Raw genomic sequence first — 22134 nt, forward strand, 5'->3', positions numbered from 1 at the left:
TCAACTTTCCGGGGTTTGCTCGGCCAGGGCCACGGCGCGGAACATCGCCCGACGCTTGTTCAGGGTTTCTTCCCATTCCAGCGCCGGTACCGAGTCGGCAACGATGCCGCCACCGGCCTGCACGTGCAGTTCGCCGTTCTTGATCACCGCCGTACGGATGGCAATCGCGGTGTCCATGTTGCCGTTCCACGCGAAATAACCCACCGCGCCGCCATACACGCCACGCTTGACCGGTTCCAGTTCGTCGATGATTTCCATCGCGCGAATCTTCGGTGCGCCCGACAAGGTGCCTGCCGGCAAGATTGCCCGCAGCGCGTCCATCGCTGTCAGCCCGGCTTTCAACTGGCCGGTGACATTGGAGACGATGTGCATCACGTTGGAATAACGCTCGATGACCATCTTCTCGGTGAGCTTCACCGAACCGATTTCCGAGACGCGACCGGTATCGTTACGACCGAGGTCGATCAGCATCAAGTGCTCGGCGATCTCTTTGTCGTCCGACAGCAGATCTTCTTCCAGCGCCAGATCCGCCTCTTCGGTCGCACCCCGCGGACGCGTCCCGGCAATCGGCCGCACAGTAATCAGGTTGTCTTCGACCCGCACCAGCACTTCCGGCGAACTGCCGACGACGTGGAAGTCACCGAAGTTGAAGAAGTACATGTACGGCGTCGGGTTGAAGCAACGCAATGCGCGGTACAGATCGATCGGCGCAGCCTTGAAGTCGATCGACATACGCTGCGACGGCACGACCTGCATGCAGTCACCGGCAAGGATGTACTCCTTGATAGTGTCGACAGCTTTTTCGTAATCGTCCTGGGTGAAACTGGAACGGAACACCGGGTCAGCCGATTGCTGCTTGCTGAAGTCCAGGCCACGACGCGGGGTGATCGGCTGGCGCAGTTTCTCCAGCAGACCCTGCAATTGCGCCTGACCTTGCTCGTAGGCATCGGCCTGCGCCGGGTCGGCCAACACGATTGCGTGCATCTTGCCGGCGAGGTTGTCGAACACCACGACCGCATCGGAAACCATGAGCAGAATGTCCGGCACGCCCAGCGGATCAGGATTCGGGCATTTGCCCAGACGCTTCTCCACGTAACGCACGCAGTCATAGCCGAAGTAACCGACCAGACCGCCATTGAAACGCGGCAGACCGGCGATGGTCGGCACGTTGTAGCGGGCCTTGAAGGTTTCGACGAAAGCCAGCGGGTCTTCAACATCGTGGCTTTCAGTTTCGACGCCATCAACGGTGATGTTGACGTGATGGTCGTGAACCCGCAGCACGGTGCGGCACGGCAGACCGATGATCGAGTAACGGCCCCACTTCTCGCCGCCCTGCACCGATTCGAGCAGGTAGGAGTTAGGCTGGTCAGCCAGTTTCAGGTAGATCGACAGCGGCGTGTCGAAGTCGGCCAGGGTTTCGCAGGCCAACGGAATGCGGTTGTAGCCATCAGCGGCCAAGCGCAGGAATTCTTCGCGGATCATGAGGTGCCTCGTGGTGTGAGGTGCTAATCAGTCAGGTAGGCAAACGTGCCGGCAGGCCGGCCAGGAACAAGTCAGGCGCGCCAACGCCAGCGGGCCAGGGCCTTGATGACTTTCATCCAGAGTTTGCGAGTGACCACCACGATGGCGTTTCCAGCAGGGGGTTGAACAGCGTCGGGCAACGTTATCCCACCGGCCAGATCCAGGCAACCGGGAATTAGCTTGCGCAGGTCGTCGATCACCAGCGCCGGGGATTCTTCGGCAATTGGCCGGCCATGGTTATAGCCATAACTCAGCGCCACGCATTTGACCCCCGCCGCTTTCGCCGCCAGCACATCGCTGCGCGAGTCGCCGACGAACAGCGATTGCGAGGCCGGAATGTTGGCCATTTTCATCACGAAGAACAGCGCCGCCGGATCAGGCTTCTTCTGCGGCAGGGTGTCGCCACCAATGATCCACTTGAAGTAGCGGCCGATCTTCATCTGATCCAGCAGCGGTGCGACGAAACGCTCCGGCTTGTTGGTGATCAGTGCCATCGCCACGCCCTGCTTGTGCAGCCATTTCAGGGTGTCGCGCACGCCGGGATAGACCACGGTCAGCTCATGGCTGGCGCCATAGGCCTCCATGAACACTTCCAGCGCGCGCTCGGCCTCGACGTCGTCGACGGCCGAGTGATCAATACCGCCGGCCAGCGCACGACGCACCAACACTGGCGCGCCGTTGCCGACCCACTCGCGCACCGACTCGATGCCCGCAGGCTGGCGGCCGAGGCTGAGCAGCATGTTGTCCACCGCCGCCGCCAGGTCGGGAACCGAGTCGATCAGCGTGCCATCCAGATCGAACATCACCAACCGTGGCAGTTTGCCCGGAAACAGCTGCTCAAAACCGCTCATGGGCGTGCCAGTGCCAGTTCGGAACGCATCTTGTCGATGACTTCCTGATAGTTCGGCGCGTTGAAGATCGCCGAGCCGGCAACAAAGGTGTCAGCGCCAGCGGCAGCGATTTCACGGATGTTGTTGACGTTGACGCCGCCGTCGATTTCCAGACGGATGTCACGGCCCGACGCATCGATGATCGCCCGCGCTTCACGCAGTTTGTCGAGGGTGCCGGGAATGAACTTCTGCCCGCCAAAGCCTGGGTTGACGCTCATCAGCAAGACCATGTCGACTTTGTCGATCACGTACTTGAGCACGTCCAGCGGGGTCGCCGGGTTGAACACCAGACCGGATTTGCAGCCGCCCTCGCGGATCAGCTGCAACGAGCGATCAACGTGCAGCGTGGCTTCCGGGTGGAAGGTGATGTAAGTAGCGCCGGCCTCGATGAAGTCGCCAACGATGCGATCCACCGGGCTGACCATCAGGTGCGCGTCGATCGGCGCGGTGACGCCGTACTTGCGCAACGCGGCGCACACCATCGGACCGATGGTCAGGTTCGGCACGTAGTGGTTGTCCATGACATCGAAGTGAACGAAGTCGGCACCGGCGGCGAGGACGTTGTCCACTTCTTCGCCGAGGCGGGCGAAGTCGGCAGAGAGAATCGACGGAGCAATTACGAAGGGCTGCATGACGCACCTTTTCTGAGCTAAATCACGATGGCGCGCATTGTATACCTCAAGTTTCCGCGCGCGCACCGTGACCGCGATGATCAGTAGGCTGCGCGGTAGATCTTCTCGATATCGATGGCGCTGAGCTTGCGCGGGTTATTGCGCATCAAGCGCTCGATTCCCGCGGCCTCCACGGCCATGGCCGGGATCGCGTCTTCCGGTACCCCGAAACTGCGCAGGCCGACGGGAATTTCCACCGCCACACACAGGTCGGTCATCGCCTGCACGGCTTTGTCCGCCGCTTCGCTGGCACTCAGATGAGCGGTCTTCACCCCCATGGCCTCGGCGATATCCTGCATGCGCTCGACGCAGGCCATCTTGTTCCAGGTCATGACATACGGCAGCAGCAAGGCATTGCTGACGCCATGGGCGATGTTGAAACGCCCGCCCAGTGGATAGGCCAGCGCATGCACCGCGCCGACACCGGCGTTGCCGAACGCCATGCCGGCCATCAGGCTGGCGGTGGCCATGTCTTCGCGGGCTTGCAGGTTGGCGCCGTTGGCGTAGGCCTTGGGCAAGGCGTTGGCGATCAGTTTTATTGCGCCGATGGCCAGGGAGTCGGTGATCGGCGAGGCATTCACCGACAGATAGGATTCGATGGCGTGCACCAGCGCATCGACGCCACTGGCCGCAGTGACACTGCGCGGACAGGTCAGGGTCATTTGCGGGCTGACCAGCGCCACGTCCGGTAATAGAAAGTCGCTGACGATGCCTTTCTTCAGTTGCGCAACTTTGTCGGAAAGGATGGCGACGTTGGTCACTTCCGAACCGGTGCCGGCGGTGGTCGGTATGGCGATCAGCGGCGGGCCTTTGCGTGGCACCTGTTCGACGCCGAACAGATCTTCCAGCGCGCCGTGATAACCGGCATAGGCCGCGACACTCTTGGCGATGTCGATGGCACTGCCGCCACCGAGACCGATCAAGCCGTCATGCCCGCCCTCGCGATAGACACGCATGCAGTCTTCGACGATGGCGATTTCCGGATCCGGCAGCACCCGGTCAAAAATCTCGTACTCGCGCCCGCCCAATTGGCACAGCGCCAGCTCCACGGTGCCGGATTTGACCAGCGCGGCGTCGGTGACGATCAGCGGGTTGTCGATGTCGAGTCGCGTCAGTTCGGCTGCCAGTTGCTCGATGGCCCCGGCGCCGGTGATCAGTTTGTGAGCGATTTTGAACTGGGAAAGACTCATCGTGCGCAGCCTCTTATAGATGTGGGAGCTGGGCACAAGATTAGCTGGGGATTTGGGGTTGTCTGCTATTCACCTCATGAATAACCGCCAGAACACCGACCGGATGCGGAGACGATCACTCACATGTAGGAGCTGCCGAAGGCTGCGATCTTTTGATCTTGAACTTAAAAAACAAGATCAAAAGATCGCAGCCTTCGGCAGCTCCTACAGGGGCGATTTCAATTCGAGACGTTCGTCAGACCTGAGCAGTACGCAGTTTTTCGCTGCGGCCGCGCAACCATTCCAGCGTCAGCAACAGGATGACCGAGAACGCGATCAGCAACGTGGCTGCAGCGGCAATCGTCGGACTGAGGTTCTCTCGAATCCCGCTGAACATCTGCCGAGGCAACGTCGCCTGCTCAGGCCCGGCCAGAAACAACGTCACCACCACCTCATCAAACGACGTCGCAAAGGCAAACAACGCACCGGAAATCACACCCGGCGCAATCAGCGGCAACGTCACCCGACGGAACGCGGTCAACGGCGAAGCGCCAAGGCTGGCTGCGGCACGCACCAGGTTGTGGTTGAACCCCTGCAACGTCGCCGACACGGTGATGATCACAAACGGCACACCCAGCACCGCATGCACCACGATCAACGAGAAGAAGCTATTACCTAGCCCCAGCGGAGCAAAGAACAGGTAACTCGCCACACCAATAATCACCACTGGTACCACCATCGGCGAAATCACCAGCGCCATCACCAGTGCTTTGCCGGGGAAGTCGCCGCGAGTCAGGCCGATCGCCGCCAGCGTGCCGAAGATCATTGCCAGCACCGTCGCGGCCGGGGCGACGATGATGCTGTTCTTCAGCGCGCGCATCCATTCCGCCGAGGCGAAGAAGTCGTGATACCACTGCAGCGAGAAGCCTTGCAGCGGGTACACCAGAAAACTGCCCGAGTTGAACGACAGCGGCACGATCACCAGCACCGGCAAAATCAGGAACAACAGAATCAAGCCGCAGAGGATCCGCAAGCTGTAGAACCACACCCGTTCAATGGGCGACATGTAAGGACTCAGCATCTCAAATTCCCCTTAGCTCAGGCGCAGGCGACTGGCGCCCACCAGCCAGCTGTAAATCAGATAAAGCACCACAGTCGCCAGCAGCAACAGCCCGCCCAGCGCGGTGGCCATGCCCCAGTTGATGCTGGTGTTGGTGTAGAACGCGACGAAGTAGCTGACCATCTGATCGTTCGGGCTGCCGAGCAACGCCGGGGTGATGTAGTAGCCGATGGCGAGGATGAACACCAACAGGCACCCGGCGCCGACACCGGCATAGGTCTGCGGGAAATACACGCGCCAGAAACTGGCGAACGGATGGCAGCCCAGCGAGATCGCGGCGCGCATGTAGGTCGGCGAGATGCCTTTCATCACGCTGTAGATCGGCAGGATCATGAACGGCAGCAGGATGTGCACCATCGAGATGTACACGCCGGTGCGGTTGAACACCAATTCCAGCGGTTTATCGATGATGCCCATCGCCAGCAGCGCACTGTTGATCAATCCACCGGATTGCAGCAGTACGATCCACGCCGCGACCCGCACCAGGATCGACGTCCAGAACGGCAGCAGCACCAGAATCATCAGCAGGTTGCTTTGCCGCGACGGCAGGTTGGCCAGCAGGTAAGCCAGTGGATAAGCGAGCAGCAGACAAATCACGGTGATGACCAGGCCCATCCAGAAGGTGCGGGCGAAGATATCGAGGTAGATCGCCTGATCCGGGGTGGCCGGAGCGATTTCACCGAGGTCGTCGATGCGGTGATCGACTGCCGCCAACAGGTAATACGGCGTGATGCTGCTGGTGTTGCGTTTCACCGCTTGCCAGTAGGCCGGATCGCCCCAACGTTCGTCGAGTGCTTCCAGTGCTTCTTTATAAGAGGCCGGTTCGCTGGCAAATGGCAGCGCCCGGGCGGTTTTGGTCAGCAGGCTGCGATAGCCGGCCAACTCCATGTTCAAGCGCTTGGACAGATCGCCCAGCGTCTGGTTTTTGCGCGCTTCGGCGAGGTCTTCGCCGGCCGCTTTGTACACCGGTTCAGCGGGCAGGCCACGGCCGTCCCAGCTGGCGATGGCCGTCACGGTGCGCGGCATGCCGCCGACCACTTCGGGGTTGCCGACGCTTTTGTAGAGCAGCGCCACGATCGGCACCAGAAACACCAACAACAGAAACAGCACCAGCGGCGCAATCAACGCCTGGGCTTTCCAGCGGTTGACCCGCTCGGCGCGCTTGAGCTTCTGCTTCAAGGTGGGGCTGGTGCCCTCGTTCAGGGGAACGGCGATGGCCATGACGTACTCCGCAAATCTTTGATCGTTACAGAGGTGGCGAACCACCTCTGTTGTGTTGAAACACAGCTACCTGTGGGAGCGAGCCTGCTCGCGAAGAGGTCAGCAAATTCAACATCTATGCTGGCTGATCTACCGCTTTCGCGAGCAGGCTCGCTCCTACAGGGGTAGGCAAGCCCACCATCACCAGGCCTTGCTTATTTCGCCGCCCAGGAGTTGAAGCGCTGCTCCAGTTGCTCGCCGTTGTCAGCCCAGAAGCTGACGTCGATCTGCACCTGGTTGGCGATGTTTTCCGGGGTGGTCGGCATGTCCTTCAGGACATCCTTGGCGAGCAGCGGCACAGCCTGAGTGTTGGCCGGGCCGTAGGCGATGTTTTCCGAGTAGGTCTTCTGCTGCTGCGGTTGTACCGAGTAAGCGATGAATTTCTTCGCCGCTTCGGCACGCTTGGCGTCCAGACCTTTCGGGATAGCCCATGCGTCGAAGTCGTAGATGCCGCCGTTCCACACCACTTTCAGGTTGGATTCTTTCTGCACGGCAGCGATACGGCCGTTGTAGGCCGAGCTCATGACCACGTCACCGGAGGCAAGGTATTGCGGCGGTTGCGCGCCGGCTTCCCACCACTGAATGCTTGGCTTCAGCTCGTCGAGTTTCTTGAACGCACGATCCTGACCACCCTTGCTCGCCAGCTCTTTGTAGACGTCTTTCGGCGCCACACCATCGGCCATCAGAGCGAATTCGAGGGTGTACTTGGCGCCTTTGCGCAGGCCACGTTTGCCCGGGAATTTCTTGGTGTCCCAGAAATCGGCCCAGCTGGTCGGTGCGGTTTTCAGCTTGTCAGCGTTGTACGCAAGCACGGTCGACCAAACGAAGAAGCCCACGCCGCATGGCTGAATCGCGCCTTTGACGTAGTCTTCAGTCTTGCCGAACAGTGCCGGATCGAGTTGTTCGAACATGTCTTCGTCGCAGCCACGGGACAGTTCTGGCGATTCAACTTCCACCAGATCCCACGACACGCTCTTGGTGTCGACCATGGCTTTGACCTTGGCCATTTCGCCGTTGTACTCGCCGGCAACAATCTTGCCGTTACCCGCCGCTTCCCACGGTGCATAGAAGGCTTTGACTTGCGCTGCCTTGTTCGCCCCGCCAAACGACACCACGGTCAAATCCGGGCCAGCGGCCATTGCGCTGGCCGCCCCCATCAGGCCCAGGGTCAGGGCGGTGAACTTCAGGGATCTCAACATTTATTGTTCTCTCCACGTGCAGGGTTGGTGTTGGTATTGCCGGGGCGATTAATGCGCCTCTAGAAGTGGGTCGAGCGCTCGAACGTGCTCGACCTGCCAGCCAAGCGGAACCACGTCACCGACCGCAAGCCCGGGATCGAGCTCCGCAATCGGTTGTTTCACGAAGAAGTCGGTCTTGCCGCAGACTTCCAGGCGCACCCGGACGTGGTCGCCCAGATAGATGAATTCCGCCACCCTCCCTGAGAAGCGGTTGACGCATTGGTCGCTGGAGCCATTGAGGCTGACCCGCTCAGGGCGAATCGACAGGGTCACTGGCTCGCCGGTCTGGCCGACGTTGACCGCCAGTGCCTCGACCTTCTCGCCACGGCCCAACTCGACCACACAACGCTCACCGCTCTGGCTGAGCAAACGTCCGTTGAGGCGATTGTTCTCGCCGATGAAGTTGGCGACGAAGGTGTTCTTCGGCTCTTCGTAAAGCGTGCGCGGCGGCGCGATCTGCTGAATTTCGCCTTGATGGAACACGGCGACGCGATCGGACATGGTCAGCGCTTCACCCTGATCGTGAGTCACGTAGACCACGGTCACGCCGAGACGCTGGTGCAGGTGTTTGATCTCCATCTGCATGTGTTCACGCAGTTGCTTGTCGAGGGCGCCAAGGGGTTCGTCCATCAGCACCAGTTGCGGCTCGAACACCAACGCACGGGCCAGGGCCACACGCTGTTGCTGACCACCGGACAACTGCGCCGGGTAACGCGAAGCGAACGCGTCGAGCTGAACCATGCTCAGGACTTTCTTGACCTTGTCGCTGACGTCGCTCTTGTTCAGGCCACGCACGGTCAGCGGGAACCCGAGGTTTTCCGCGACCGTCATGTGCGGGAACAGCGCGTAGTTCTGGAACACCATGCCAATGTCGCGCTTGTGCGGTGGCACGTTGTTGATCGCGCGCCCGGCCAGGAGGATTTCGCCGGCGGTCGGCGTTTCGAATCCGGCGAGCATCATCAGGCTGGTGGTCTTGCCGGAACCGGACGGCCCGAGCAGGGTGAGAAATTCGCCTTTGCGAATGTCCAGGTTGAGGTCTTTGACGATCAGGTTCTCGCCGTCGTAGCTCTTCTGCACTCCACGAAAGCTGACCAGCACATCACTGGCCCCTGCGTTTGTATCGACCTGGCTCATACCCACACCTTTGTTGTTGATGACTGCTTGTGTACCAAGCCTAGTGGCTGGCGGCAGGCACGCAAATCGGGGTGCAGGAGAGAATCGCCTCAGCGGGATGGAAGGTTGGGGGTAGGGATTGCCCTACAAGGATGGCGCGCATTGGCAAGCGAGCCAAGAGCGACAAGCTGCGAGCCGCAAGAACCAGCAAAAGCGGCTGTCGCTAACAGATATGCCCACACCCCCCCCCTGGTAGGAGCTGTCGAAGGCTGCGATCTTTTGATCTTGTTTTTTAAGATCAAGATCAAAAGATCGCAGCCTTCGGCAGCTCCTACAGAGGATCGCGTTCAGGTTAGAGGAGTTTGTGTTCCATCGCGTATTTCACCAGTTCGGCCAGCGAGGTGATGTTGAGCTTCTGCATCAGCCGCGCCTTGTGGGTGCTGATGGTCTTGCTGCTCAGGGCCAGTTGCTGGGCGATTTCGTTGACGTTGGCACCCTGGGCCAGACGTTCGAACACCGAGAACTCGCGCTCGGACAACAATGAGTGCAGCGGCCGCGTGTCGGTGAGGCCGACTTCGAAGACCATGCGGTCGGCCAGATCCGGGTCGATGTAGCGCCCACCCGCCGCGACTTTACGGATCGCCGTCAGCAACAGCGCCGGGTCGCTGTCCTTGGTCGCATAACCCGCAGCGCCAACCTTCAAGGCGCGAGCAGCCATTTGTGCCTCGTCGTGCATCGACAACACCAGAATCGCCGGCGGATTGTTCAGTGCGCGGATTCTCGGGATCGCTTCCAGACCGTTGACGCCAGGCATGGAGATGTCCAGCAGCACCACTTCGCAGGGCACATGGCGCAGGGTTTCGAGCAGTTGTTCGCCGTTGCTCGCCTCTCCCACCACTTGCAGATCCTTGGCCAGGCCAATCAACTGCTTGATGCCTTCACGGACGATGGTGTGGTCTTCGGCTACCAGTACACGGATCACGTTGTTCTCCAGATTCAGTCAAACCTCATCCACCGGCACCCAGACATTCAGACTGGTGCCCTCCCCCGGCTCACTCTCAAGCACCAGGCGCCCACCCATGATCAGCACCCGTTCACGCATGCCCACCAAGCCAAACGAAGTCGGCCGACCGGCAGCGGCGACAAATCCTACGCCATCATCGCTGACCGTCAGACACAATTCATCGCCTTCCAGCGCCAGCGTCAGTTCCACAGTATGCGCCTGGGCATGACGCATGACGTTGGTCAGCGCCTCCTGCAGGATGCGGAACAGGCCAATCGCCTTGGCATCGCTGAGCGGCGGCAGATTGTCCGGCACCTGCACCAGACACGGAATTTGCGTGCGCGCCTCGAACCGCCGGGCCTGCCACTCAATCGCTGAAGCAATCCCCGCATCGAGAATCGGCGGCCGCAATGCGGTCGCTACATCACGCACCAACTGGAACAACTGGGCGATCAGGCGCTTCATGCTGTTCAACCTGTCGTGCAGGCCGGGGTCGAGTTGCGCGTAGGCCAATTCGCACATCGACGTCTCCAGTTTCAGCACGGTCAGCATCTGCCCCAACTCATCGTGTACTTCCCGGGCAATCCGCGCTTTCTCTTCTTCGCGCACGCTCTCAAGGTGTGCCGACAGCTCGCGCAGTTGCTCGCGCGATGCCGCCAGTTCCAGCTCGATGCGTTTGCTCTCGCTAATGTCCCAGACGATGCCGTCCCAGACATAAGCGCCATCCTCAAGCTGCCGGGTGATCGCCTTGATCTCGGCCCAGCGCTGCTCGCCCTGTCGCGTGAGGATTCGCCCCTGCCACGACCAGTCGCTATCGGTGTCCAGCGCCTGATCCTGGGTGCGGTGATAACTGGCCTTGTCATCCGGGTGCACCAGACTGCGCAGCCCCATGTCGCGGTGGGCAATAGCGGCCGGCGCGTAGCCGACCAGACTTTCGCTGCCCTCGCTGATGTAGGCAAAGTCGATCTGCCCAGTCACCGGTGCGCGCTCCAGGCGGAACACCAGGCCCGGCACATTGGCGGCGATGCCTTGCAGGCGCGCTTCACTTTCCTGCAACGCCGCGAGTGCGCGACGGCGCTCGGTGACGTCGTTGAGATAGACCACCAGATACTCGCTGTCGCGAAAACGCAGGAAACTCAGCGATACATCCGCAGGCAAAATACTTCCATCGGCGCGCACACAGCTTGTCTCAAAACTCAGCGGCCCTTCTTCACTGGCACGCGCGCGCTTCCACAGATTGAGCCAGCGGTCCATGTGCAGACCCGGTTCGAAATCAATCAGCGGTCGTTCGATCAGCCCACCCGAGGGGTAGCCGAGCATGTTTTCCGCCGCCCGGTTGGCGTAGCGCACATGGCTGTCCCAGTTGACCCAAAGGATGCCGACGGTGCTTTGATCGATGGAAAACTGCGTCAGGCGCAGCGCTTCTTCGCTGGCGGCGCGCAAGGCAATGTCTTCACGCGCGGCGAGCAGGCGTTGTTCGAGGCTGTGCTGCTGGCGCCGCTGCCAGAACACGATCGCCACGCAACTGAGCAGCATGACCGCGAACAACAGACTGAGGTTCTGCCAGAACCCCGGCGATTCCGACAACCGTGGATATTTGGGTTGCAGCCATTGATTGTGCAGGCGCTCGAGATCCTTGGCCGGGATCGAGCGCAGCGCGCTCTGGACGATGCCGGCCAGCTCAGGCCAGTCCCGGCGCGAAGCGACTCGCAACAATTGCGGCAGGCCGATATCGCCGACCACTACCAGCTCAGCGAACTCCGGTTCTGCCGACAACCGCCCGAGCTGCGCCTCATCAACCACCGCGTAAGACGCCTGCTGACTCAGCAACAATTGCAGCGCTTGACGTTCCAGCGGCACGCCTTGCAGATTCAGGTGTGGATAATTGCTACGCAGATAGTCGGCGGTGGTGCTCGGCATACGCACGGCGACGCGGGTCTGGCCATCGAGTTTTTCCAGATCCACCACCCCCCCGGCCTTCTGGTCGCTGACCACCAGTTGCGGCACGCGCATGTACGGATCGGAAAACTGCCACAGGCGCAGCGCGCTCGGTGTCTGGGTCAGACCAGGAGCGATGTCGATCTCGCCATCGCGCGCAGCCGTTTCCAGTTGCGCCAGATCCTGAAAATTGCGCCAGTTCAATTCGACATTAAGGGCTTTGGCCAGCAATTTCATCAGCTCGACGTTGGCCCCGGACAGTCGCTGCAAGCGCCGGTCGTATTGCGCATACGGCGCCTGCAACACCAGACCAACGCGCAATTCGTTGTGTTGCGCGAGCCATTGCTGCTCGTTCGCTGACAACTGCGCAACGTGTGCGGGTGGCGCAGGTGCCGCCCGGCCCATCAAGGGAAGCCACAAACAGCCGATAACCCACAGGCAGCAAAATCGCTTCATTGAAGTCTCATAAACTGACAAATTCTGACCAACCCATTAGGCTGCCGGGATACTTTCTGGCCTGGAATAACCGATGCCCTCTGTCTACCGCCTGGCAATGCCAGCATTGTGCCTGTCGCTGATCCTGCCTTGTGCGTTTTCTGTCCAAGCGGCCGACCCGGCCCCTGCCGCCCCTGCGGAAAAATCCGCCGAAGAAAAACCGGCCGAGCGCCAACCACTGCTTGAGCGTAGTCAGGAAGAGGCCGCAGCACTGGAACGTAAAGTCCCGGCGCAAGAACAGCAACAACTTCAAGCCGGCAGCGACACTTTCCTCGCCTTGTGGAAACCGGCCAACACCGCCGAACCGAAAGGCGCGGTGATTATCGTCCCCGGCGCTGGCGAAACCGCTGACTGGCCGCAAGCAATTGGTCCATTGCGACGCAAATTGCCGAACGCCGAATGGAGCAGCCTGAGTATCACCTTGCCCGATCTGCAAAGCGATGCCATCGCTCCACGCGTCATTGAAGCCGTTGCCGCGCCGAAAGCCCCCGAAACTGGCAGCAAGGACGCCACCACCGCGCAGCCGATCGAACAGGCAGCAGGCGGTGAGGCCGAAGTCGCCGATCAGGTGGTTGCCGAAACGACTGAAGAACAAGCCAAAGCCGATGCCGAACGCATCTTCGCGCGCATCGATGCCGCCATTGCCTACGCCGAACAGCAAAGTGCGCGGCGCATTGTCGTGCTGGGTCATGGAACCGGCGCGTATTGGGCTGCGCGTTTCTTGAACGAGAGGCAAACGGCACAGGTGGAGAAATTCGTCATGGTCGACGCGCAAGCACCGGCCAAGGCCAAACCGCCGCTGGCGGAGCTGACACCAACGCTGAAGCTGCCGACGGCTGATATTTTCTACATGGACAAACCGCTGGATCGCAACGCGGCGCTGGAACGCATGCAGGCGAGCAAGCGCTTGAAAACGTCGGCGTTCAGCCAGGTGGCGCTCAAGGCATTGCCGGATAACAAGGCTGAGCAGGAGCAACTGTTCCGTCGCGTGCGAGGCTGGTTGAATCCGCAGAACACGGACTGACCCAAAAGCCAAACATCGCAGCCTTCGGCAGCTCCTACATGGGCTTGATGTACACCCTGCAGGAACTGCCGAAGGCTCGGGCCGCGATCGGACGATCTCTTGATCTTAAAACCGCCTATCGAAAATCCCGCCGCTCACGAATCAACGTATAGGCGTTGTGCAACTCGCGGGTTTTATCGGTCGCCTCTCGCACCTGCATCGGCGTCGCACCACTGCCGGCAATCTTGTCCGGGTGATGACGGCTGAGCAGACGTCGGTAAGCCCGTTTGATCTGCGCCGGTTCGCTGCTCGCCGACACGCCGAGCAGGCGCATCGCCTCCTGATAGCTTACCGCCGCGCTGACGATGGGCCGTTTGCCGGGCTCGTAATCACTGGCCAACGCCTGCACTTGATGCGTCGTCCAGCCCAGCCATTTACCCCATTGCGCCAACAATTCCCGCTCGCTGACGCCGGCACGACCATCGGCCCAGACCATCCGCCAACACGCGCGCAACACGCCTTCGGCCGCATGCGGCTGCGCACTCAAACGCCGCAGATAACCGCGAAGATTATCGCCCCCGGACTTGCCGCGATTGAACGCCGCAATCGCTCGGCGCGTCGCCGGTTCGCTCATCTCCAGCGCGCGCATCTCGTTGCGCGCCTGCTGGATGTGCCCGTCCATGACCCGTCCGTCACTCTTGGCCAGACGCCCGAGCAACACGAACAATAGTTCGTCGTTGCGCAGCATCGGCCGACCACCGAGTTTCTCCCGCAGATGTCCCCAGCTCTGCAAATGCAGACGCCGATCCAGCGCCTGCCCCAACAAAGCCCCAAGCATGGCCCCCGGAATGCTGGCAATCGCAAAACCCGCTCCGGCTCCAATCAGAGTCCCTGGCCACAACATGTCAGCGACTCGCTTCTATCAAGGTTTCAGCTTCGGCCAGACGCTCATGCGTACCGACATCCACCCAATGACCTTTCAGGCGCTCGCCCGTCACCTGCCCATCCGCCATGGCCTTGCGCAGCAGCGGTGCCAGTTTGAAAGCGCCGTCGGCGCAGCCGTCGAACAGTTGCGGATGGATGACGGCGATGCCGCTGTAGGTCAGGGTGGCGGCAGTCGGCTGGCCGTCGATGACCTGACCGTCTACCAAAGAAAAATCCCCTGTCGGGTGATGCGCCGGATTATCCGCCAGCACCAGATGCGCCAGACCGGTGATCGGCTGGTGCAGCACGCTGAAATCGTAATCGGTCCAGATATCACCGTTCACCACCAGGAACGCATCGTCGCCGAGCAATGGCAGCGCACGGAAAATCCCGCCGCCGGTTTCCAGCGGCTCGCCTTCCGGCGAGTACTGGATGCTCAGACCAAACTGCGAACCGTCGCCCAGGTAATCCTCGATCTGCTGACCGAGCCAGGCGTGGTTGATCACAATCTCGCTGAAACCGGCTGCCGCGAGGGCGCGCAGGTGATATTCGATCAATGGCACACCGCCGGCACGCACCAGCGGTTTCGGCGTAGTCAGGGTCAGCGGGCGCATGCGCTCGCCTTTGCCTGCCGCCAGAATCATTGCTTTCATGCCGTCGCTCCACCACGCAGGCTGGTGAACAGCGCTTGCAGTTCGGCCAGCTCAGGACGACGGGCGATCACTGCTTCTATATAGGAGAAGAAGCGCGGTACGTCGGCGAGGTAACGCGGTTTGCCATCCCGATGGCAGATGCGCGCGAAAATGCCGATGACTTTCAAATGACGCTGCACGCCCATCAAATCGCTGGCGCGCAGGAAGTCTTCAACGTCTGCCTGCACCGGGATGTTCAGGGCCGAGGCTTGCTGCCAGTAGCTTTCCAGCCAGCCACGTACGCGTTCTTCAGGCCAACTGAGGAAAGCGTCCTTGAACAGACAGGTCACGTCGTAGGTCACCGGACCGTAGACCGCATCCTGGAAATCCAGCACGCCGGGATTGGGCTCGCTGAGCATCAGGTTGCGCGGCATGTAGTCGCGGTGCACCAGCACTTTCGGCTGGGCCAGGGCGCTGTCGATCAACAGGTCGCTGACGTGTTGCCACTGTTGCTGTTGGGTCGAATCGAATTCGATACCCAATTCACGCTTCACGTACCACTCGGGGAACAGTTCCAGTTCGCGACGCAGTAATGCAACGTCGTAACTCGGTAACGGTGCGACCATCGGCAACTGCTGAAAAGCCAGCAGCGCTTGCAGTGCATCGCTGAACAATGCGTCGGCATTTTCGCCATCAATCACGTCCAGATAGGTCTTGTTGCCCAGGTCATTGAGCAAAAGAAATCCGCGTTCGAGGTCTTCGGCATAAATTTTCGGCACATTTATTCCGGATTTCGCCAGCAAAAAGGCGATATCCACGAACGGTTTGCAGTTTTCCTGGGGGGGTGGCGCGTCCATTACGACGAAGCTGCGACCCGCGCCTTCCCAACGGAAGTAACGTCGAAAACTCGCGTCGCTGCTGGCCGCGGTCAACGTGGCCGGGGGCACGGCGCCCCAGCCTTGATCTGCAAACAGGATTGCCAACTGCTCATCGAGCCAAACTTTCAGGTGTTGCAAGCGTACATCTTGGTCAGGCATTGCAAGGGTCTCCGACGGCGCTAGCCGTCAAGCGGGTCATGCTTTATTATCCAGCATCTTTTTCAGACCATCGAGAGGCGTGCGGCCCACACCGCGGGCAGATGGCACGCAGGAAGCCCGGACTAATAAGATGGCATTGAAATCCCCCGCGTTTCGTAAAAAATTTCCGTTGTTGGTAACCGGCAGTCTGCTGGCTATGCAACCTCTGGCCAGTCAATTCGTTGTTGCCGCCGAGCAGTATGACTGCTCCGTCTCGGCTTCGGGTGGTTGGGACTGTGCGCCCAAGACGTCGGCGGCTGCATTGCCACCGCGTCCAGTGCATGACGGCAGTGCCGTCAGCGCCACCGGCGAAGCCCCGAGCGACAATGGTTCGGTTGCCGACACTGGCGCCAAGCCAGCGCTGGTCACCGAAGCCAAAGGCCGTGGTTTGAAATCCCGTAGCGAAGACTTCAGTCACCTCGACTGGGTCCCGCGCGAGAAGCTCACCGCCGCCCAATTGGCCGAGACGGGTCCTTACTGCTCTGGTGCTTATATCGAACCGATTCGTCCTGGCATGAATGACAAGACGAATAAAAGCGATGCTCCGACCTTTATCGGCGCAAAAGCTTCGCGCTATAACACCGATGATCAAGTCGGTACGCTGGCCGGTGATGTCGTCCTGCGTCAGGGCAGCATGCAGGTCGAGTCCGACGAGGCGAGCCTGTACCAGGCCGAGAGCCGCGCCGAACTCAATGGCGACGTACGCATCCGCGACAACGGCGCATTGATCGTCGGCGACCACGCCGATGTGCAGCTCGACACCGGTGAAGCCAAGGTCGACAACGCCGAATACGTGATGCACAAGTCGCGCATTCGCGGTAACGCGCTGTACGCCAAGCGTGCCGAAAACGCGATCATCCGTTTGAAGGACGGCACGTACACCACGTGCGAACCGAACAGCAACGCCTGGCAGCTCAAGGGCAACAACATCACCTTGAACCCGGCCACCGGCTTCGGTACCGCGACTAACGTGACGCTGCGCGTAAAAGACATTCCGATCCTTTACACGCCATACATCTACTTCCCGATCGATGACCGTCGCCAGTCGGGCTTCCTGCCGCCGACCATCGGCAGCGGCACCGACACCGGCTTCATGCTGGTCACGCCGTACTACTTCAACCTGGCGCCTAACTACGATGCCACGTTGTACCCGCGTTACATGAGCAAGCGCGGCATGTTGGTGGAAGGCGAGTTCCGTTACCTGACCAAGTCCAGCGAAGGCCAGTTCGGCGCTGCGTACCTGAACGATGACGACACCGAACGCAGCAAGCAGACCGACTACGAAAAAACCCGCTACATGTACAACTGGCAGCACAAGGGGGGTCTCGACTCCCGCGTGCTCACCGAAGTCGACTACACCAAGATCAGCGATCCTTATTACTTCCAGGATCTGCAGACTGATCAGATTGGTGTGAAATCCAGCGACTTCGTGAATCAGCAGGGCGCGGTTACCTATCGTGGTGACAACTACACCGCTCGTTTGAATGCTCAGCAGTACCAATTGGCGACCGTTTCGAACATCACGCCGTATGGCCGTCTGCCGCAGATCACCTTCAACGGGAAGCTGCCCTATCACCCGGCAGGTTTGAATTTCGATTACGAGACCGAGATTGTGCGGTTTGATCGTGATCTGAAAACCGGCGACTTCATTGACGAAAATGGTACCGCGTCACCGCGCCTGGATACCAACGTTGCAGGCCTGGCACGCGCGAACGGCGACCGTCTGAATCTTAAGCCGGGCGTCAGCCTGCCGATGAACTGGACATATGGCTTCCTGAAGCCATCGCTCAAGTATCAGTACACCCAGTATCAACTGGACCTGGACGGTACCGGCAAGTCGCAGATCGTCGCCCAGCAGAACGCAGCAACTGCGGCAGGTACTGACTACGTCGGCGGCGAGTTCGGCAGCAATCAAAACCGTGGAGTGCCAATCGCCAGCATCGACAGCGGTCTGTACTTCGACCGCAACACGTCGTTCTTCGGCAAGAACTACCGCCAGACCCTGGAACCGCGCCTGTTCTACCTCTATGTACCTGAGGAGAATCAGGAAGACATTCCTGTATTCGATACCAGCGAATACACCTTCAACTATGCATCGCTGTTCCGCGACAACCGCTTCTCCGGCTCCGACCGTGTCGGCGACGAGAACAAACTGTCGCTGGGCGTAACCAGCCGCTGGATCGAGGACAACGGTTTCGAGCGTCAACGTATCAGTGTCGGCCAGGCTCTGTACTTCAAGGATCGCGAAGTACAACTACCAGGTATCGATGCAAAAACCCGTGACGACGCGAAATCCAACGTTTCGCCGTACGCACTGGAATACGAATACCGCTGGAACCGCGATTGGCGCACCACGGCCGACTACAACTGGGATCCGGACAGCCGCAGCCCACGCTCCGGCAGTGCGATGTTCCACTACCAGCCTGAAGACAACCCGAACAAGGTCATCAACGTCGGCTATCGCTATCGCAATGACCAGATTCGTTACGACCAGAACACCGGTAAATGGTCGGTGGGTGGTGGTGACTACGGCACTCCAGGCACGCCTGGCTACGTGAAGGACTACTACAAGATCCAGCAGCACGACTTCTCGGTGATCTGGCCGATCGTGCCGCAGTGGAACGCCATCAGCCGCTGGCAGTATGACTACAACCGCAACCGTACCCTGGAAGCCTTCGGTGGTTTCGAGTACGACAACTGCTGCTGGAAACTGCGCCTGATCAACCGTTACTGGGTTTCCTATGACGAGTTCAGTCAGGAAGCTCCGCAAAACGAAAAAGGCGACCATGGCGTCTTCCTCCAAATTGTTCTGAAGGGACTCGGTGGCCTCACTGGCTCCAAAGTAGAGAGCTTCCTCGACAAAGGCATTCAAGGTTATCGTGAACGTGAAGACCAAGCTTTCTGATTGTCTGCGCCCGCTGATGCTGGGCGCGCTGTTCCTGGGTACTGCGGCCAACGCCGCAGTACAGTCCATCGATAAAGTGGTAGCGATCGTCGACAACGACGTGGTCATGCAGAGCCAACTGGATCAGCGCGTCCATGAAGTTCAGCAGACCATCGCCAAGCGTGGCGGCGGCTCGCCACCTCCAGGCGTACTGGATCAGCAGGTGCTCGAACGCCTGATCGTCGAAAACCTGCAATTGCAGATTGGCGAACGTTCCGGCATTCGTATCACCGATGAAGAACTGAACCAGGCTGTCGGCACCATCGCACAGCGCAACAACATGACTATTGACCAGTTCCGCGCCGCTCTGGCTCGCGATGGCCTGTCTTACGACGACGCCCGTGACCAGATCCGTCGCGAGATGATCATCAGCCGTGTGCGTCAGCGCCGCGTAGCCGAACGCATTCAGGTGTCCGAGCAGGAAGTGAAGAACTTCCTCGCCTCCGACCTGGGCAAGATGCAACTGTCCGAAGAACTGCACCTGGCCAACATCCTGATCCCGACCCCGGAAAGCGCCAACTCTGAAGCGATTCAGAATGCTGCGCGTCAGGCTATGGAGATTTACCAGCAGCTCAAGCAAGGCGCCGACTTCGGTCAATTGGCCGTGGCCAAATCCGCCAGCGACAACGCACTGGAAGGCGGCGACATGGGCTGGCGTAAAGCTGCTCAACTGCCACCGCCGTTCGATCGCGAGTTGAGCAGCATGGCAGTCGGAGACGTGACTCAGCCGGCACGCACTCCAGGTGGTTTCATCATCCTGAAGTTGCTGGCCAAACGCGGTGGCGAGGCCCAGACCCGTGATGAGGTGCATGTGCGCCACATCCTGGTCAAGCCGAGCCCGATCCGCGACGAAGCCAAGACCAAAGCCCTGGTTCAGTCGTTGTATGAGCGCATCGTGGCAGGCGAAGATTTCGCCACCCTGGCAAAAAGCTACTCCGAAGACCCGGGCTCCGCGCTTAACGGCGGCGATCTGAACTGGATCGACCCGAACGTATTGGTGCCGGAATTCCGCGAAGTGATGGCCAAGACCCCACAAGGTCAGCTGTCCAAGCCGTTCCAGACCCAATACGGCTGGCACGTTCTGGAAGTCCTTGGCCGTCGCGCCACGGACAGCACCGAACAGGCTCGCGAGCAGCAGGCCATGACCGTACTGCGTAACCGCAAATACGACGAAGAGCTGCAAACCTGGCTGCGTCAGATCCGTGACGAAGCTTACGTAGAGATCAAACTCCCTGGTGCAGACCAGGCAGCGCAGTGAAACCCAAGCGTTTCGCGCTGACACCCGGCGAACCAGCCGGCATCGGTCCCGACCTGTGCCTGCTGCTCGCCTCGCAAGCCCAGCCTCATCCCCTGATTGCCGTCACCAGCCGCGACCTGCTCCTTGAGCGTGCCGCCCAGCTGGGGCTGGCTGTCAATTTGCTGGACGTCGGACCTGATCTCTGGCCAGACGTCCCGGCGCCTGCCAACAGTCTTTACGTCTGGGACACACCGCTCAGCGCCCCCGTGGTCGCCGGGCAACTGGACAAGGCCAATGCCGCGTTCGTCCTCGAAACCCTGACCCGCGCCGGCAACGGCTGCCTGAACGGCGACTTCGCCGGGATGATCACCGCTCCGGTGCACAAGGGCGTGATCAACGACTCAGGCATCGCGTTCTCCGGGCACACGGAATTTCTCGCCGACCTGACGCACACCACACAAGTGGTGATGATGCTCGCCACCCGCGGTTTGCGCGTGGCCCTGGTCACCACTCACCTGCCCCTGCGCGAGATTGCCGATGCAATCACAGCGGAGCGGCTTGAGCGGGTCACGCGGATTCTGCACGCCGACCTGCAAGACAAATTCGGCATCGCCCAGCCACGCATCCTGGTGTGCGGGCTCAACCCGCACGCCGGTGAAGGCGGACACCTGGGCCATGAAGAAATCGACATCATCGAACCCACCTTAGAGCGCCTGCGCGGCGAGGGCATGGACCTTCGTGGCCCGCTGCCTGCCGACACTCTGTTTACCCCCAAATATCTGGAGCACTGCGACGCAGTGCTGGCGATGTACCACGACCAGGGCCTGCCCGTGCTGAAGTACAAAGGCTTCGGCGCCGCCGTCAACGTGACCCTCGGCCTGCCGATCATCCGCACTTCGGTCGATCATGGCACCGCCCTGGATCTTGCCGGCAGCGGCAAGATCGACACCGGCAGCCTGCAAGTCGCCCTGGAAACCGCCTACCAGATGGCCGAGACCCGTTTATGACCGAGCAATACCAACACAAGGCGCGCAAACGCTTTGGCCAGAACTTCCTGCACGATGCCGGCGTTATCGACCGCATCCTGCGCTCCATCAGCGCCAAGTCCGAAGACCGTCTGCTGGAAATCGGCCCGGGCCAGGGCGCGCTGACCGCCGGCCTGCTCAACTCCGGCGCTCAACTCGACGTGGTGGAACTGGACAAAGACCTGATCCCGATCCTCAACCAGCAATTTGCCGGCAAGAGCAACTTCAACCTGCATCAGGGCGATGCGCTGAAGTTCGACTTCAACACACTCAACGCCGCACCGAACAGCCTGCGCGTCGTCGGCAACCTGCCGTACAACATCTCCACACCGCTGATTTTTCACCTGCTGAACAATGCCGGCATCATTCGCGACATGCACTTCATGTTGCAGAAGGAAGTGGTCGAGCGCCTGGCCGCAGGCCCCGGTGGTGGTGACTGGGGTCGCCTATCGATCATGGTTCAGTACCATTGCCGCGTAGAGCACCTGTTCAACGTTGGCCCGGGCGCGTTCAATCCGCCGCCGAAGGTGGATTCGGCCATTGTCCGTCTGGTGCCGCACGCAGTACTGCCGCATCCGGCCAAGGATCACCGCCTGTTGGAACGTGTCGTGCGCGAAGCCTTCAACCAGCGCCGCAAAACCTTGCGCAACACGCTCAAGCAATTGATGACCACTGCCGAGATCGAAGCGGCCGGTGTCGATGGCAGTCTGCGCCCCGAACAACTGGATCTGGCCGCCTTCGTGCGCCTCGCCGACAAGCTCAGCGAACAAGTCCCGGAAACTCCAGCCGCCGACTGACCGGCGATGAACGCTATCGGGCAGGACGCCACTCTGGTTTACTGCCCGATACTTGCCTAGACTGAATCCCCATCAGCT

Annotated in this window: 18 protein-coding genes; 5 read left to right on the forward strand and 13 right to left on the reverse strand. The window is 60.4% G+C overall.

The annotated features are described in order from the left end of the window. From trpE to PSH79_RS25050, 10 genes are all read right to left on the reverse strand, one after another. A complete protein-coding gene (gene trpE, locus PSH79_RS25005; RefSeq protein WP_305440097.1) occupies nt 1-1482 on the reverse strand; it encodes an anthranilate synthase component I in 1482 nt (493 codons plus the stop codon). Between the two features lie 71 nt (nt 1483-1553). Next, nucleotides 1554-2372 carry a phosphoglycolate phosphatase gene (locus tag PSH79_RS25010; RefSeq protein WP_305440098.1) on the reverse strand — a complete coding sequence of 273 codons (819 nt, stop codon included), beginning with the start codon at nt 2370-2372 and terminating at the stop codon, nt 1554-1556. Then, nucleotides 2369-3043: a ribulose-phosphate 3-epimerase gene (gene rpe, locus PSH79_RS25015; RefSeq protein WP_007918813.1), complete on the reverse strand. Its 675-nt coding sequence runs from the start codon at nt 3041-3043 to the stop codon at nt 2369-2371. Before rpe ends, PSH79_RS25010 begins: the two co-directional genes overlap by 4 nt. An 80-nt stretch (nt 3044-3123) precedes the next feature. Beyond that, nucleotides 3124-4272 carry an iron-containing alcohol dehydrogenase gene (locus PSH79_RS25020; RefSeq protein WP_305440100.1) on the reverse strand — a complete coding sequence of 383 codons (1149 nt, stop codon included), beginning with the start codon at nt 4270-4272 and terminating at the stop codon, nt 3124-3126. A gap of 235 nt (nt 4273-4507) precedes the next feature. Continuing rightward, nucleotides 4508-5332: an ABC transporter permease gene (locus PSH79_RS25025; RefSeq protein WP_186532890.1), complete on the reverse strand. Its 825-nt coding sequence runs from the start codon at nt 5330-5332 to the stop codon at nt 4508-4510. Between the two features lie 12 nt (nt 5333-5344). Next, nucleotides 5345-6592 (reverse strand): ABC transporter permease, encoded by a 1248-nt coding sequence (locus PSH79_RS25030; protein ID WP_305440102.1) that lies wholly within the window; start codon nt 6590-6592, stop codon nt 5345-5347. 194 nt (nt 6593-6786) lie between these two features. Next, complete coding sequence (locus PSH79_RS25035) at nt 6787-7830, reverse strand: ABC transporter substrate-binding protein (protein WP_008085222.1); 1044 nt, start codon at nt 7828-7830, stop codon at nt 6787-6789. Nucleotides 7831-7878: 48 nt separating this feature from the next. Continuing rightward, nucleotides 7879-9003, reverse strand: coding sequence for an ABC transporter ATP-binding protein (locus PSH79_RS25040; protein ID WP_305440105.1), 1125 nt, complete (start codon nt 9001-9003; stop codon nt 7879-7881). 331 nt (nt 9004-9334) lie between these two features. Beyond that, nucleotides 9335-9964, reverse strand: coding sequence for a response regulator transcription factor (locus PSH79_RS25045; protein WP_305440106.1), 630 nt, complete (start codon nt 9962-9964; stop codon nt 9335-9337). A gap of 18 nt (nt 9965-9982) precedes the next feature. Then, nucleotides 9983-12379 carry a transporter substrate-binding domain-containing protein gene (locus PSH79_RS25050; RefSeq protein ID WP_305440108.1) on the reverse strand — a complete coding sequence of 799 codons (2397 nt, stop codon included), beginning with the start codon at nt 12377-12379 and terminating at the stop codon, nt 9983-9985. A 73-nt stretch (nt 12380-12452) separates the two neighbouring features. Between PSH79_RS25050 and PSH79_RS25055 the strand changes: the two genes are divergently transcribed. Further along, nucleotides 12453-13442, forward strand: a complete 990-nt coding sequence (locus tag PSH79_RS25055; protein WP_305440109.1) for an alpha/beta hydrolase family protein — start codon at nt 12453-12455, stop codon at nt 13440-13442. 115 nt (nt 13443-13557) lie between these two features. Here PSH79_RS25055 and PSH79_RS25060 read toward each other — a convergent pair whose 3' ends face one another. Genes PSH79_RS25060 through PSH79_RS25070 form a run of 3 tightly spaced genes read right to left on the reverse strand, consistent with a single transcriptional unit; the run spans nt 13558 to nt 16014 of the window. Continuing rightward, a complete protein-coding gene (locus PSH79_RS25060; RefSeq protein ID WP_305440111.1) occupies nt 13558-14325 on the reverse strand; it encodes a DnaJ domain-containing protein in 768 nt (255 codons plus the stop codon). 1 nt (nt 14326) lies between these two features. Further along, entirely contained in the window at nt 14327-14998 is a 672-nt protein-coding gene (murU, locus tag PSH79_RS25065; protein WP_305440112.1) for an N-acetylmuramate alpha-1-phosphate uridylyltransferase MurU, read from the reverse strand. Continuing rightward, a complete protein-coding gene (locus PSH79_RS25070) occupies nt 14995-16014 on the reverse strand; it encodes an aminoglycoside phosphotransferase family protein (RefSeq protein WP_305440113.1) in 1020 nt (339 codons plus the stop codon). The genes murU and PSH79_RS25070 overlap by 4 nt, the downstream gene beginning before the upstream one ends. Before the next feature lie 130 nt (nt 16015-16144). On the opposite strand from PSH79_RS25070, the gene PSH79_RS25075 reads away from it, so the two are divergent. Genes PSH79_RS25075 through rsmA form a run of 4 tightly spaced genes read left to right on the forward strand, consistent with a single transcriptional unit; the run spans nt 16145 to nt 22056 of the window. Next, entirely contained in the window at nt 16145-18958 is a 2814-nt protein-coding gene (locus tag PSH79_RS25075) for an LPS-assembly protein LptD (protein ID WP_305440115.1), read from the forward strand. Further along, a complete protein-coding gene (surA, locus tag PSH79_RS25080; RefSeq protein WP_370872586.1) occupies nt 18939-20255 on the forward strand; it encodes a peptidylprolyl isomerase SurA in 1317 nt (438 codons plus the stop codon). Before PSH79_RS25075 ends, surA begins: the two co-directional genes overlap by 20 nt. Next, nucleotides 20252-21241 (forward strand): 4-hydroxythreonine-4-phosphate dehydrogenase PdxA, encoded by a 990-nt coding sequence (gene pdxA, locus PSH79_RS25085; RefSeq protein ID WP_305440117.1) that lies wholly within the window; start codon nt 20252-20254, stop codon nt 21239-21241. Before surA ends, pdxA begins: the two co-directional genes overlap by 4 nt. Next, nucleotides 21238-22056: a 16S rRNA (adenine(1518)-N(6)/adenine(1519)-N(6))-dimethyltransferase RsmA gene (rsmA, locus tag PSH79_RS25090; RefSeq protein WP_305440118.1), complete on the forward strand. Its 819-nt coding sequence runs from the start codon at nt 21238-21240 to the stop codon at nt 22054-22056. The genes pdxA and rsmA overlap by 4 nt, the downstream gene beginning before the upstream one ends. Nucleotides 22057-22134 lie beyond the last annotated feature (78 nt).

This window comes from Pseudomonas sp. FP2196 (assembly GCF_030687715.1).
In the GTDB taxonomy this organism is placed as follows: Bacteria; Pseudomonadota; Gammaproteobacteria; order Pseudomonadales; family Pseudomonadaceae; genus Aquipseudomonas.